Source organism: Streptomyces narbonensis (genome assembly GCF_014649015.1).
GTDB classification, from domain to species: Bacteria; Actinomycetota; Actinomycetes; order Streptomycetales; family Streptomycetaceae; genus Streptomyces; species Streptomyces narbonensis.
Genome location: NZ_BMSF01000022.1, coordinates 29,904 through 43,825 on the forward strand (window position 1 = coordinate 29,904; position 13,922 = coordinate 43,825).

10 protein-coding genes and 1 pseudogene are annotated in these 13,922 nt (G+C 74.4%); 6 read left to right on the plus strand and 5 right to left on the minus strand.

Annotated elements, in window-relative coordinates:
- Positions 1-333: 333 nt before the first annotated feature.
- Positions 334-1,035 (minus strand): GntR family transcriptional regulator, encoded by a 702-nt coding sequence (locus tag IE124_RS30355; protein ID WP_370468842.1) that lies wholly within the window; start codon positions 1,033-1,035, stop codon positions 334-336.
- 174 nt (positions 1,036-1,209) lie between these two features.
- Here IE124_RS30355 and IE124_RS30360 point away from each other — a divergent pair, with 174 nt between their 5' ends.
- From IE124_RS30360 to IE124_RS30375, 4 genes are all read left to right on the plus strand, one after another.
- On the plus strand, positions 1,210-2,496 hold the full coding sequence (locus IE124_RS30360; RefSeq protein ID WP_189512539.1) for an MFS transporter: 1,287 nt from the start codon (positions 1,210-1,212) through the stop codon (positions 2,494-2,496).
- Positions 2,497-2,561: 65 nt separating this feature from the next.
- Entirely contained in the window at positions 2,562-3,326 is a 765-nt protein-coding gene (locus IE124_RS30365) for a LamB/YcsF family protein (RefSeq protein WP_189512542.1), read from the plus strand.
- Positions 3,323-3,988, plus strand: coding sequence for a 5-oxoprolinase subunit B family protein (locus tag IE124_RS30370; protein WP_189512545.1), 666 nt, complete (start codon positions 3,323-3,325; stop codon positions 3,986-3,988). Before IE124_RS30365 ends, IE124_RS30370 begins: the two co-directional genes overlap by 4 nt.
- Positions 3,985-4,857 carry a 5-oxoprolinase subunit C family protein gene (locus IE124_RS30375; RefSeq protein WP_189512548.1) on the plus strand — a complete coding sequence of 291 codons (873 nt, stop codon included), beginning with the start codon at positions 3,985-3,987 and terminating at the stop codon, positions 4,855-4,857. Before IE124_RS30370 ends, IE124_RS30375 begins: the two co-directional genes overlap by 4 nt.
- On the opposite strand, the gene IE124_RS30380 is transcribed toward IE124_RS30375, so the two are convergent.
- The 4 genes and pseudogenes from IE124_RS30380 to IE124_RS30395 all read right to left on the minus strand — a co-directional run bounded on the left by IE124_RS30380 (position 4,841) and on the right by IE124_RS30395 (position 11,497).
- Positions 4,841-8,452, minus strand: a complete 3,612-nt coding sequence (locus tag IE124_RS30380) for a hydantoinase B/oxoprolinase family protein (RefSeq protein WP_189512551.1) — start codon at positions 8,450-8,452, stop codon at positions 4,841-4,843. The genes IE124_RS30375 and IE124_RS30380 overlap by 17 nt on opposite strands.
- Before the next feature lie 106 nt (positions 8,453-8,558).
- A pseudogene (locus tag IE124_RS30385) lies at positions 8,559-9,170 on the minus strand (glycosyltransferase); the annotation flags it as partial.
- A 264-nt stretch (positions 9,171-9,434) separates the two neighbouring features.
- Positions 9,435-10,850: a HEAT repeat domain-containing protein gene (locus tag IE124_RS30390; RefSeq protein WP_189512553.1), complete on the minus strand. Its 1,416-nt coding sequence runs from the start codon at positions 10,848-10,850 to the stop codon at positions 9,435-9,437.
- 254 nt (positions 10,851-11,104) lie between these two features.
- Positions 11,105-11,497, minus strand: a complete 393-nt coding sequence (locus IE124_RS30395) for an ankyrin repeat domain-containing protein (RefSeq protein WP_189512556.1) — start codon at positions 11,495-11,497, stop codon at positions 11,105-11,107.
- A gap of 309 nt (positions 11,498-11,806) precedes the next feature.
- Between IE124_RS30395 and IE124_RS30400 the strand changes: the two genes are divergently transcribed.
- Both IE124_RS30400 and IE124_RS30405 read left to right on the plus strand, forming a co-directional pair.
- Positions 11,807-12,001, plus strand: a complete 195-nt coding sequence (locus IE124_RS30400; protein WP_015032212.1) for a hypothetical protein — start codon at positions 11,807-11,809, stop codon at positions 11,999-12,001.
- Positions 12,002-12,067: 66 nt separating this feature from the next.
- Entirely contained in the window at positions 12,068-13,885 is a 1,818-nt protein-coding gene (locus IE124_RS30405; RefSeq protein WP_229833032.1) for a hypothetical protein, read from the plus strand.
- Positions 13,886-13,922 lie beyond the last annotated feature (37 nt).

Below are 13,922 nucleotides of genomic sequence, written 5' to 3' on the forward strand. Positions count from 1 at the left end.
GGCACCGGTCGGAGGTCGTTCCAGGGGCCTGTCCGGTAGCCGATCGCGGCACCGGTCGGAGGTCGCTCCAGGGGCCGGTCCGGTAGCCGATCGCGGCACCGGTCGGAGGTCGCTCCAGGGGCCGGTCCGGTAGCCGATCGCGGCACCGGTCGGAGGTCGCTCCAGGGGCCGGTCCGGTAGCCGATCGCGGCACCGGTCGGAGGTCGTTCCAGGGGCCTGTCCGGTGTCCGGTCGCGGGACCGGTCGGAGGTCGCTACGGCGACCGTCCGGTGAACGGCCGGAAGCCCGTCCGGTCGCCGGTCTCGGCCCTGCCCGCCGGCGGTCAGGCGCCCCTCACGGCCCCGTCGGGTCGTCCACGGCCTGCGCGTAGGCCGCGGCGACTCGGGTGCGGGAGTCCTCGAGGTAGCGGGCCAGGAGGCGTTCCGCCGAGGCGCGCTCGCCGGCGCGCAGGGCGTCCAGGATCTCCCGGTTCCGCAGGAGGTAGGGCTCGTGCAGCGCACGCGGGTCGTCGACGACGTGGAACGCCAGCCGGAGTTCGGCGAGGACGCCGCGCATCAGCTCGTCCGTGCGCGCGCTGCCGGCGAGGGCGACGAGTTCGCGGTGGAAGTGGATGTTGGCCGTGGAGACGCCTCGCCAGTCCTCGGCGCGGGCCGCGCCCTCACCCTCCTCGACGGCGGCGACGAGGCCGTCGAGGGCGTAGGGCGGCTGTCCGAGGCCCCGGACGACGGCGCACTCGACGAGCCGCCGGGTCCGGTAGATGTCGTCCACGTCACCCACGGCGAGGACCCGGACGAAGACCCCGCGGTTGAGCTCGTGGACGAGCAGGCGCTCGTGGGTGAGGAGCCGGAAGGCCTCGCGGAGTGTGTTGCGGGACACACCGAGGGCGCCGCCGATGCTCTCCTCGGAGAGCCGGACGCCGGGCGGGAAGTAGCCCTCCGCGATCCGGGTCCGCAGGATGTCGGCGACCCGCTCCGCCGTGCTCGTACGCCCGAGCAGCGCGCGGTCGTCCGCCAGACCTCCGGTCCCACCACTCACGTCCACCGCGCCTCTCCCCTTCCGTCGCCCGCGGCCGAGTCAACCGCAGAATGCGGAAATCAGGAAGCGCCGACATCCCTCTTGTCGGATCGTTGAACAATCCCCTACCTTGACGGCACCGCACGGTTCCCCAGTACGTCTCTCAGGCACGCCTCCCCCTCCTGCGAGGTGCAGATGAGCACGACACAGATCCGGCAGCAGACCCAGGGCGGACCCCCCGACGACAACGCCACGGGCGCGTTCGCCTGGCTGCGCGCCCTCGGGCCGCGCGGCCGGCGCGCCTTCGGCGGCGCGTTCGGCGGATACGCCCTGGACTCCTACGACTTCTTCACCCTGCCGCTGTCGATGGTGGCCATCGCCGCCTACTTCAACCTCGACAAGGGCCAGACCGGCCTCCTGACCACCGTCACCCTCGTCGTCTCGGCGGTCGGCGGCGCGCTCGCCGGCGTCCTCGCCGACCGCGTCGGCCGGGTCAGGGCCCTGATGATCACGGTCGTCACGTACGCGCTCTTCACGGTGCTCTGCGGCTTCGCCCCGAACTACGAGACCCTGCTGGTCTTCCGGGCGCTCCAGGGCCTCGGCTTCGGTGGCGAGTGGGCCGTCGGCGCGATCCTGGTCGCCGAGTACGCCTCCGCCAAGCACCGGGGCCGTACCCTCGGCGCCGTCCAGAGCGCCTGGGCGGCCGGCTGGGCCCTCGCGGTGCTCGCGTACGCCCTGGTCTTCCAGTTCGCCGACGCGGACCTCGCCTGGCGCATCCTCTTCTGGACGGGCGCGCTGCCGGCGCTCCTCGTCGTGTACGTCCGACGGAACGTGGAGGACGCCCCACAGGCGGCCGAGCTCCGGCGGGCGGACTCGGAGCGCGGCTCCTTCCTGGCGGTCTTCCGTCCCCTGCTGCTGCGCACCACGCTCTTCGCGACCCTGCTCTCGACCGGCGTCCAGGGCGGCTACTACACGCTCGCCACCTGGGTGCCGACCTTCCTGAAGACCGAGCGCGGACTGACGGTCGTCGGCACCGGCGGCTATCTGGCCTTCCTCATCTCCGGTGCCTTCGCGGGCTATCTGACCGGGGGTTACCTCACGGACCGGCTCGGCCGGAAGAAGAACATCGCGCTCTTCGCCGTCCTGTCCGCCCTGTCCGTCCTCGCGTACACGAACATCCCCGTCGGCGCGAACTCCCTTCTGCTCGTGCTGGGTTTCCCCCTCGGCTTCTGCATGTCGGCCATCTTCAGCGGCTTCGGCTCCTTCCTGGCGGAGCTGTACCCGACGCCGGTCCGCGGGACGGGGCAGGGACTCACGTACAACACGGGCCGTGCGATCGGCGCCGTCTTCCCCACGCTGGTCGGCTTCCTCGCCGGCAGCTGGGGAGTGGGCGGGGCGCTGGTCTTCGGCGCCGTCGGCTACGGCCTGGCCGTCCTGGCCCTGTTCGGGCTGCCCGAGACACGCGGGAGGGAACTCCTGTGAACGGGACCCGCAGCACCTTCGCACCACCGCACGACCGCACGACCAGGTGAGAGAGGAAGCACCACATGACCTGGGCCTCGATCGATCTCAACGCCGACCTCGGCGAGGGCTTCGGCCGCTGGACGCTGACCGACGACGAGCGGCTGCTCTCCGTCGTCACCAGCGCCAACGTGGCCTGTGGCTTCCACGCCGGGGACGCGGCCACCATGCGGCGCGTCTGCGAGCTCGCGGCCGAACGGGGGGTACGGATCGGGGCCCAGGTCTCCTACCGGGACCTGGCCGGCTTCGGGCGGCGCGCGATGGACGTCCCGGCGGCGGAGCTGGCCGCGGAGGTCGCGTACCAGATCGGCGCCCTGGAGGTCTTCGCCCGGGCGGCAGGCTCGCGCGTCTCGTACGTGAAGCCGCACGGCGCGCTCTACAACCGGGTGGTCCGGGACGAGGAGCAGGCGGCGGCGGTCGTCGATGGTGTCCTGATCGCCGACCGGACGCTGCCCGTCCTGGGGCTCCCGGGGTCCCGGCTGCACGAGGCAGCGGCGGAGGCCGGGCTTCCGGTCGTCGCCGAGGCCTTCGGCGACCGGGCCTACCGGGCGGACGGCTCCCTGCTGCCACGGGGGCAGGAGGGGGCCGTCGTCAGCGATCCGGACCGGGTCGTGGAGCGCTCGGTCGCCATGGCCCGGTCCGGGGTCGTGACGGCGCACTGCGGGAGCTCCGTCGCCGTCCGGGCCCGGTCGCTGTGCCTGCACGGCGACACCCCGGGCGCGGTGGACCTGGCCCGCCGGGTCCGGGAGGGCCTGGAGACCTCCGGGGTCCGGGTGGAGGCCTTCGCATGAGCGTGCGGACGCTGCGCGTGGGCGACCGGGCGCTCCTGGTGGAGCTGGCCGGCGGCACGGAGACGGAGGCCTTCCACGCCGAGCTGCTGCGGCGACGGGCCGCGGGGGCACTCCCCGGTGTACGGGAGATCGTGCCTGCGGCGCGGACGGTGCTGCTCGACGGGGTGGACGATCCGGGGCGGCTCGCGGCCGAGTTGCCCCACTGGGAGGTCGAGCCGCTCCACGCGCGCGTGGAGGCGGTGGTGGAGGTGCCGGTCCGCTACGACGGGCCCGACCTGGCGGAGGTCGCCGACCTGTGGGGGGTGTCCGTCGAGGAGGCGGTGCGCGTCCACTCGGCGACCGAGTTCCGCGTCGCCTTCTGCGGGTTCGCGCCGGGCTTCGGCTATCTGACCGGTCTCGACGAGCGGTACGGGGTGCCGCGCCGGGCCACCCCGCGCACGGCCGTCCCGGCGGGCTCCGTCGCCCTGGCCGGCCCGTACACGGGTGTGTACCCGCGCTCCTCCCCCGGCGGCTGGCAGCTGATCGGCACGACGGACGTGGTCCTGTGGGACACGGGGCGGGAGCCCGCCGCGCTGCTCACGCCCGGGACCCGGGTGCGGTTCACGACGGTCGGCGGGCCGACGTGCGGGGCCGGGGACTCTGCGGCGGAGGGCGGGCGGTGACCGACCGTGCCGTCGCCGTGGTGCGTGCCGGGGCGCTGACCACCGTGCAGGACCTGGGGCGCGTGGGGTACGCGCATCTCGGCGTCCCCCGCTCGGGCGCGCTCGACCCCGGTGCCGTACGGCTTCTCAACCGGCTCGTCGGGAACCTCGGCGCCCGCGAGGGCGCGGCGGTCCTGGAGACGACCGTCGACGGGTGCGCGCTGCGGCCCCGGTGCGCCGTCACCGTCGCCGTGGGCGGGGCGCCCTGCCCGGTCCGGGTGGACGGGCGCCCGGCCGCCTGGGGGGCGGCGGTCCGTGTGCCGGCCGGCTCCCTCCTGGAGGTCGGCGCGGCCGTCCGCGGGCTGCGCTCGTACGTGGCGTTCGGCGGCGGGCTCGCCGTCGATCCCGTGCTCGGCAGCCGCTCCACCGACCTGCTGTCCGGGCTCGGCCCGGCGCCGCTTGCGGAGGGGGCGGTGCTGCCCCTGGGAGCGGACACGGCCGTACGGGGGTCGGTCGACGCTCCTCCCTGGCCGGGCCCGCCGGACGAACTGGTCCTGCGGGTCCGGCTGGGCCCCCGCGACGACTGGTTCACCGCCGCCGCCCTGCACGCCTTCGCCACGCGCGCGTACCGGGTGTCGCCGGCGAGCAACCGGATCGGGCTGCGGCTCGAAGGGCCGGCCCTTGAGCGGGTCCGGCCGGGAGAGCTGGCGAGCGAGGGCATGGTCCTGGGCGCGGTCCAGGTGCCGCCGGACGGGCGCCCGGTGGTCTTCCTGGCGGACCATCCGACGACCGGGGGCTATCCGGTGGTCGCGGTGGTCCGGGAGGCCGATCTGGGAGCGGCGGCGCAGGCGGTGCCGGGGACACCGGTGCGGTTCATCCCGGTGCGCTGACGCCCTTCGGCGGCGGGCCGTAGCCGCCTCCGCCGGGGGTGCGCAGGACCAGGACGTCGCCGGGTCCCATCTCGGTGGTCGCAGCGCCACCGAGGTGTTCGACGCTGCCGTCGGCGCGTTCCACGAGGTTCTCGCCGAGGGCGCCGGGCTCGCCGCCCGCCATCCCGTACGGCGGGACCCTGCGGTGTCCGGTGAGGAGGGCCACCGTCATCGGCTCCAGGAAGCGGATGCGGCGCTCGACGCCGTGGCCGCCGTGCCACCGGCCGCGCCCTCCGTCGTCCTCCCGTACGGCAAAGGAGTCGACCCGGACCGGATGACGCCATTCCAGGACCTCGGGGTCGGTGAGCCGGGAGTTGGTCATGTGGGTCTGGACGGCGTCGGCGCCGTCGAAGCCGTCCCCCGCGCCCGAGCCGCTGGCGACCGTCTCGTAGTACTGCACGCGCGTGTTGCCGAAGGTGACGTTGTTCATGGTGCCGGAGCCCTCGGCCTGGACGCCGAGGGCCGCGTAGAGCGCGCCCGTGACGGCCTGGGAGGTCTCGACGTTCCCGGCGACGGTGGCGGCGGGGTGGACGGGCGCGAGCATCGAGCCGGGCGGGACGCGGATCTCCAGGGGTTCCAGGCAGCCGCTGTTGAGCGGGATGTCCTCGTCGACGAGGGTGCGGAAGACGTACAGGACGGCGGCCATGACGACGGACGTCGGCGCGTTGGCGTTCCCGGGCAGTTGGGGCGAGGTGCCGGTGAAGTCGACGACTGCGGAGCGGCGTTCGCGGTCGACGCGGACGGCGACCTGGATGACCGCGCCGTCGTCGGTCTCGTAGCGGTACGCGCCGTCGTGGAGGCGCGCGACGATGCGGCGGACGGACTCCTCGGCGTTGGCGCGGACGTGCCGCATGTACGCCTGGACGACGTCGGCACCGAACTCCTCGACCGTCCGGCGCAGTTCCTCGATGCCCTTCTCGTTGGCGGCGATCTGGGCGCGCAGGTCGGCGATGTTCGTGTCGGGGTCGCGGGAGGGGTGGCGGGCGCCGGTGAGGAGGGCCCGGGTCTCGGTCTCGCGGAGCCGGCCGTCCCGGACGAGCAGCCAGTTGTCGAAGAGGACGCCCTCCTCCTCGACGGTGCGGCTGAAGGCGGGCATGGAGCCGGGGGTGATGCCGCCGATCTCGGCGTGGTGGCCGCGTGAGGCGACCAGGAAGCGGAGCTCCCGGCCGGTGTCGTCGAAGACGGGGGTCACGACGGTCACGTCGGGCAGGTGGGTGCCGCCGTGGTACGGGTCGTTGATCGCGTACACGTCGCCGGGCCGCAGGTCGTCGGCGCGCCGGTGCAGGACCTCCTTGATGGACTCGCCCATGGAGCCGAGGTGGACGGGGATGTGGGGCGCGTTGGCGATGAGGTTGCCCTCGGCGTCGAAGAGCGCGCAGGAGAAGTCGAGGCGTTCCTTGATGTTGACCGAGTGAGCGGTGTTCTCCAGGCGCACGCCCATCTGTTCGGCGATGGCCATGAAGAGGTTGTTGAAGACCTCCAGGAGGACCGGGTCGACGTCCGTCCCCGCGGCCACGCGCGCGGGGCGCGGGGTGACGCGGCGCAGGAGGAGGTGTCCGCCGTCGGTCGCGGTGGCCCGCCAACCGGTGTCGACGACGGTCGTGGCGTCGGCCTCGACGAGGAGCGCGGGGCCGTCGACGGTGTCGCCGGGGCGGAGGTCCTCGCGCCGGTGGAGCGGGGTGTCGTGGGGTGTGCCGCCGCTGTGCGTCCGGACGGTGGTCCGCGGGGTGAGGGGGTCCGTCCGGGCGCCGGTGTCGACGAGGACGGGGCCGTGGGGTCCGGCTCGTCCGACGGCCTCGACGGAGACCGCCTCCACGACGAGCGGCTTGTCCATGGTGAACGCGTACCGCGTCCGGTGGACGGCTGTGAACGCGGTTCTCATCGCTTCGGCGGGGGCGAGGTCGACGGGGAGGCTCGCGTCCGTCCCCGCGTACCGCAGGAGCACGCGCGCGTGGGTGGTGATCGCTCTGTCCGGCAGGCCGTCGGCGCGCAGCTCCTCGCGGGTCCGCTCGGCGAGTTCGGCGCAGAGGGCCGTCACGCGCTCGTGGGTGCCGGGGGCGTCGAGTTCGGCCTCGACGGACCGCTCCCGCATGGCGGTGGCGTCGGCGAGCCCGATCCCGTACGCGGAGAGCACCCCGGCCAGCGGGGGTACGAGGACGGTGTCGACGCCCAGGGCGTCGGCGACGGCGCAGGCGTGCTGGCCGCCGGCCCCGCCGAAGCTGGTGAGGGCGTACCGGGTGACGTCGTGGCCTCGCTGGACGGAGATCTTCTTGACGGCGTTGGCCATGTTGAGGACGGCGATCTCCAGGAAGCCCGCCGCGACCTCCTCCGGGGTCCGGCCGCCGCCGGTCTTCTCGGCGAGGGCCGTGAACCGCTCCCGTACGACCTCGGCGTCGAGGGGCAGGTCGCCGGTCTCGCCGAACACGGCGGGGAAGTGGTCGGGCTGGACGCGGCCGAGCATGACGTTGGCGTCGGTGACGGTGAGCGGGCCGCCGCGGCGGTAGCAGGCGGGGCCGGGCACGGCGCCCGCCGAGTCGGGGCCCACGCGGTAGCGGCGGCCGTCGTAGTGGAGGACGGAGCCGCCGCCCGCCGCGACAGTGTGGATGCTCATCATGGGGGCCCGCATCCGCACCCCGGCGACCTGTGTGCCGAGTTCACGCTCGAAGGCGCCCGCGTAGTGCGACACGTCCGTGGAGGTGCCGCCCATGTCGAAGCCGATGACCCGCTCGTGTCCCGCCTGGGCCGAGGTGCGGGCCATGCCGACGACTCCGCCCGCCGGGCCGGACAGGACGGCGTCCTTGCCGCGGAAGTGGGCGGCCTCGCGCAGCCCGCCGTTGGACTGCATGAACATGAGGCGGATTCCGGCGAGTTCGCGGGCGACCTCGTCGACGTACCGGCGAAGGATGGGCGAGAGATAGGCGTCGACGACGGTGGTATCGCCGCGCGGGATCAGCTTGATGAGCGGGCTCACCTCGTGCGAGCAGCTGACCTGGGTGAAGCCGGCGGCCCTGGCGGCGTCGGCGATCCGGGTCTCGTGGGCGGGATGACGGTAGCCGTGCAGCAGGACGACGGCGACGGAGCGGAGGCCGTCCCGGTGGGCGGCGGCGAGCGCCTCGGTGACGGCGGCCTCGTCCACGGGGCGGACGACGTGGCCGTGGGCGTCGACGCGCTCCGGGACCTCGGCCACGCGCGCGTACACCGCCTCGGGCAGCACGATGTGCCGGTCGAAGAGCCGCGGGCGGTTCTGGTAGGCGATCCGCAGGGCGTCGCGGAAGCCCTCGGTGACGAGGAGGAGGGTCGGTTCGCCGCGCCGCTCCAGGAGGGCGTTGGTCGCGACGGTGGTGCCCATCTTGACGACGGCGATCCGGTCGGCGGGGACGGGCTCGCCGGGTTCCAGGCCGAGGAGCGCGCGGATCCCGGCGACGGCGGCGTCCTGGTGCCGTAGGGGGTCGTGCGAGAGCAGCTTGCGGGTGACGAGCCGTCCGTCGGGCCGCCGTCCGACGACGTCGGTGAATGTGCCGCCCCGGTCGATCCAGAACTCCCAGCGCCCGTTCATCTCCCCATTGTGGCCGTGAGGGCGGCGGCGAGGGCGGCGTCCGCGCGCGCGTCGACGGGTTCGGTGCCGGTGCCGTCGGCCCAGTGGCGGAGCTCGGCTCCGGCGAGCCGACGAGGAGCTCGCCGCCGGGTGCGAGTTCGCGGCGCAGGCCGGCGTCGCGCAGGCCGGGGCGGAAGCGGACGGTGTCCACGCCGCGTCCCCAGAGCCGGATGCGGCCGATGCCGTGGGCCTCCAGGTCGCGTACGGCGGCGGACGAGGGGGCGAGGGTGCGGTCGGCGGCGCCGTGCACGGCGCGGAGCCGGCGCCATGCGGCGCCCTCACCGGTGCCCACGTACGTACGGGCGTATCCGGCGAGGTCGGTCTGGTAGACGGCGACGGCGGGGATGCCGAGCCGGGCGGCGGCCGTCATTCCGCGCACTCCGAGGACGAAGGGTCCCGCGAGGTGGACGAGGTCGGCGCGGTGCGCGGCGAGGGCGGCGGCGACCCGGCGGCTGGGCAGGGCGACCCGGACCTGGGGGTAGCCGGGCAGGGGCAGGGAGGGCACCCGGACGACGGCGCAGGGGGCGTCGGCGTCCGCCGCCGCCGGGTCGGCGACGGCGGGGGCGACGACGAGCGGGGTGTGGCCCCGGCGGACGAGGTGGCGCGCGGTCTGGAGGGCGCAGTGCGCCACACCGTTGACATCGGGAGGGAAGGATTCGGTGACGATGACGACACGCATAGGGGTGTTGTCGTCCCGCTTGGCGTGTACCCGCCGACGTCGATCTGGACGGTGGGGGAACGTCCCATGAGCGTTTCGCCGTGGCGGGCGGATGGTCCGTCGGGCGTCCGGTCACCGGACGCCCGGGGCGGGGCCACGATCGGCGGGATCTCCGCCGCAGGCCGCGCCGCCCCGGGGTCCGGGCGACGGGGTGGGAAGGGCCGGACCGGGAGCAGACCTGGGGAGGGGTCAGGCCTGGGACGGGAACGGGACCGGGGACCGGTGTCAGACCTGGAGATCAGGTCCTATCCGGTTGCGCACCGCCGTCTGGACCTCGGCCTCCTCGGCCGGGTCGGCGGCGAGGCGGCGGAGCCGCTCGGCGACCCGCACGTCGGCGGTCTCGGCATGCTGGGCGGCCACCTCGCGGGTGGTCTCCTCGCAGTCCCAGAGGCATTCGACGGCGAAGCCGGTCGCGAAGGTGGGGTCGGTGGCGGCGAGGGCCTTGGCCACTCGGCCGCGCAGCTGGGAGGAGGACGTCTCGCGGTAGACGTGGCGCAGCACGGGTGCGGCGACCGCGATGTCGAGGCGTCCCGCTCCGTCGACGAGGACGGCCAGCTCGGGAGCGTCCGGTCCGGCGGCGCGGATGGTGCCGCGCAGCGCTCCGAGGACGAGGCCGGCGTCCTGCGCCGTGCCGCGGCAGGCGAGGACCTCGGCGGCGGCGGTGCCGAGCTCGTCGGTGCGCCGGACCCACGCGCGGGCGCGGGCGACCGCGTCCTCGCCGCACATGCGCCGGTAGGCGGCGACGGCGGCCTCGGCGACCGGGCCGGAGCCTCCGTCGACGGCGGCCTCCACGAGGTCGAGGACCGCGGGGTCCCGCGATTCGGCGAGGTGGTGGAGTGCGGCGCCGCGCGCTCCCGTGGAGCCGTCGCGGGCGGCGGCCAGGAGTTCGGGGCGGTCCTCGGGACCGGCCACGGCGGTGAGGCAGCGGGCGGCGGGGCCGTAGAGCACGGCACCTCGCTCGTACCCCTCCTGCGCCCAGTCGAGGACGGCCCGCACGCTCCAGCCGGGCCGGGGGCCCGCGGGGCGCATCTGGCGCTGCCAGCGGTCGAAGGACCCCTGCTCCTGGGCGGCCCTGACCCGGGCGCCCACGGCGTCCCGCTGGTCCTCGGCCCACAGTCGCCAGGGGCGGGGCTCGAAGGCGTCGCGCACGACGCCCGCCAGCTCGGCGTCGCCGGCCGGGTCGGCCGGGAAGCGGGCGAGGACGGGCAGGGCGAGCCCGCGGAGCCCGGCGTCGTCGTCACGCAGGGCCAGCTCGTCCAGGGCCCAGGCCCAGTTCGTGCCGGTCGCCGCGTAGCGCCGGAGCAGGAGCAGGGCGTCCTGGCGGCCGTAGGAGGCGAGGTGCCCCAGGACGGCGAGCGCGAGCCCGGTCCTGGACTCCTCGGGGTCGAGGTGGTCCTCGGCACCGAAGAGGTGCGCCTCGATCTCTTCGAGACCGCCGTGGAGGTCCAGGTAGAGACGGGCGTAGTAGAGGGAGCGGTTCTCGACCTGCCAGTCGTGGCGGGGGTCGGCGAGAACGCAGTGGTTGAGAGCCGCGAGGGCCTCGGCCCGTGGCGCGGCGAGCGCGTGCAGGGTGCCGTCGCCGCGGCCCCTCTGCAGCAGACCGAGCAGGGTGCCACTCGGCGCTATGACTGGATCGAACATGGAAGACGCCTCACATCAAGCTGTCGACACGACCGGGGAAGACCGGGATGACCCGGGTCAGGCGATACATCTCTGTACGCCTAGGCCGTGCGGCAGCATGTCGGGCCGCTCGTCGTCCTGCGCTTGCCAGTGACCATCTTCCTCTGCCTCTCGTCGGTGGCCCGGTCTGCCGGGCTCGACGTCATGATGACCCACCCATTTCGCCACCGCGACCACATTTACGACGCTGCTCTCACCTGGGGTTCAGTACCCGTTCACCGGGTTCCGAAGAGCTCCAGCAGGTCAGCCTTGCCGAACATGCGTGCGGTGTCCACGGCGGACGGAGTCCCGGACTCCGGATTTGCGCCGCCGGCGAGCAGCGCGCGGATGACGGCGCCCTCGCCCTTGAAGACGGCACCCGCGAGCGGGGTCTGGCCGCGGTCGTTGGCGCGGTCGGCGTCGGCGCCGCGCTCCAGGAGGGCCGAGACCGCGGCGGCGTGGCCGTGGTAGGCGGCGAGCATGACGAGGGAGTCGCCCTTGTCGTTGGTGAGGTTCGCGGGGACGCCCGCGTCGACGTAGGCGGCAAGGGCCTCGGCGTCCCCCGTGCGCGCGAGGTCGAAGACCTTGGACGCCAGCTCGATGACCTCGGGGTCCGGAGTCTCGCTCATCGGGTGGAACCGCCTCTCTCTCCTGCAGTGCTGACCTGCGCACGGCAAGCGCGGCCGTACGAGTGAATCGACAGGGTACTGCCCGTCGGTCGACATGACCGCGCCCCGCCGAGGCAAAGATCACCGCGATCCACCCTTGACCGGTCCCTAGCGCACCACCGGGTTTTCGCCACCCGGCGAGGCATCCGCCTTGCGCCGGTGCAGTGAAATCAGGCGAATTTCACTCTAATGCACCTTTAGTCACATAGATACTTGCTGTGAACCTGGAAGGACTCATGGTGACTGTCCCCTCAACCAGGAGAACACCAAATGATCCTGTCCATCTCAGGCGTGGTCCTGCTCGGCATCATCTGCTTCCTGTTCTTCAAGAAGGACGGGATGAAGGCCTCGCACGCCCTCGTCAGCGCGCTGTTCGGCTTCTACCTCGCGGGCACCGCCATCGCCCCGAGCATCACGGCGGGCGGGCAGAGCCTCGCCGGCCTCCTGGGCGGAATCAAGTTCTGACGCCCCGAGGGGGCGCCCCGACCCTGCCCCCTCCACCAGCCCCTTCCACGAAACCAGGAGTACGACGTGGCCCGGCGACCACTCCCCCGCATTCTGAGCAGCGGCAGCGCGCAGATCGCTCGTAGCCGAGAGATCGCGCGCACGGCCGCCGACAGCGCCACCGATGTGCTCCAGCCGCTGATCACGGTCTCCCGTGGTCTGCGGAAGCTGGCCGCGACCGCGCGCGCCAAGTGGGCCGCGACCCCCAAGGAACGGCGCGGTCCCACGCTGCTCCTGGTCGCGGCCTGCGTCCTCGTCGTCGCCCTCGTGCCGTACGGGCCGCTGCTCGCGCTCGTCACGCTCATGGGCGCCGCCGCGTGGAAGGGGCGCGAACGCCCGGTCGTCAAGACCGGGCCCGACGACGCGGAGATCGCCCGGCTCAAGGGCCTGTACGAGGCCCTCGTGCCGTACTTCTCCGTCCCCGACGACCCCTCCCCGCTCTTCGCCCACGGCGGTGACTGGAGCGGCGCCTTCGGGGAGTTCACGTTCGACGAGGACGGACGGCCGACCCGGCTGAGCATCGCGTACCCCCCGTACTTCACCGACGGCGAACCGGCCGCGCGCGCCCGCGTCGAGCAGCTGCTGCACGCCAAGTCGGGCCGCGGCCGCGAGTACCACTTCGACTGGGACCAGGAGGGCAACCGGCTCGTCATGAGCGTGCTGCCCGCCCTGCCCACCACCATCGCCGCCCAGCGCTTCGTCACCGTCCCGGGCGAGACCGTGCTCGGCTTCACCGACGGGGACGCCGTGCAGCGGACCGTGCCCGTGGTCGCGACGGACGGCACGGAGGACGCCCCCGCCGTGGTCTGGCGCACCGGCCCCCGCTCCGCCGAACCGCACCTGCTGGCCGTGGGCCAGCCGGGCAGCGGCACGACCTCCCTGCTGCGCTCGATCGCGCTCCAGGCGCTCCCTCACGGAGACGTCCTGATCGTCGAGGGCGGCGGCACCGGCGAGTACGCCTGCCTGACCGGCCGCGACGGGGTCCTCGCCGTCGAGTGCGGGCTCTCCGGCGCTCTGGCCAGCCTGGAGTGGGCGGCGCACGAGACGGAGCGGCGGCTGATCGCCGCCAACCGCGCCCGGCAGGCGGGGCACCCCGCGCCGGAGGACACCCGGCGGCCGCTGTGGATCCTCGTCGACCGGCCTGGCGTCCTCGGCCACTTGGCCGCCGCCGACGGCCGCCCCGACCCGCAGGAGCTGCTCCAGGTGCCGCTGCGACACGGCCGGGCGGCGCAGGTCACGGTGGTGGTCGCCGAGCAGTTCGACAGCACGGACACGCTGAGCGAGACGGTACGGAGCCACACCCGGGCGCGGATCGTGCTCGGTCCCGCCACCGCCGAGCAGATCGCGTCCGTCCTCGGTTCCGCGCCGCACACCACGCCGACGCCCCAGGTGCCGCCGGGCCGCGGCTACGCCCGCCTCGGCACGGGACCGGTCATGCGGCTCCAGGTGCCGGCGACGCCCGACCCGTACGACGACGCGACGAGCGAGGCGCACCGCCAGGCGGTCCTCGCGCTCCTGCCGGAACGCCGCACGGCGGCGGACGCGGTGGCCGTCGAGACGGCCGGATCCGAAGCGGCGGGCGTCGGCACGGAGGGCTTCGAGTCGGCGGCGTTCGACACGGCGGCACTCACGAAGGTGTCGGTCGAGACGGTCCCGGTCTCGACCCCCGACCCGGCGCCCGCCACCGCCCTCGCTCCCGCCCCGGCGCCCGCCACCGCCCTCGCTCCCGCCCCGGCGCCCACGACCGCCCCCGCCCCGCCCCGTCACGAGCCCGACGTCGCCCCCGTCGCCCGCTACGAGGGGGAGCCGGCCCCGCGCCACTCCCCGGTCCCCGCCGAGGGCTGAGCGCACCGCCGACAGGCCGAGAGGCCGGTGCGGACCC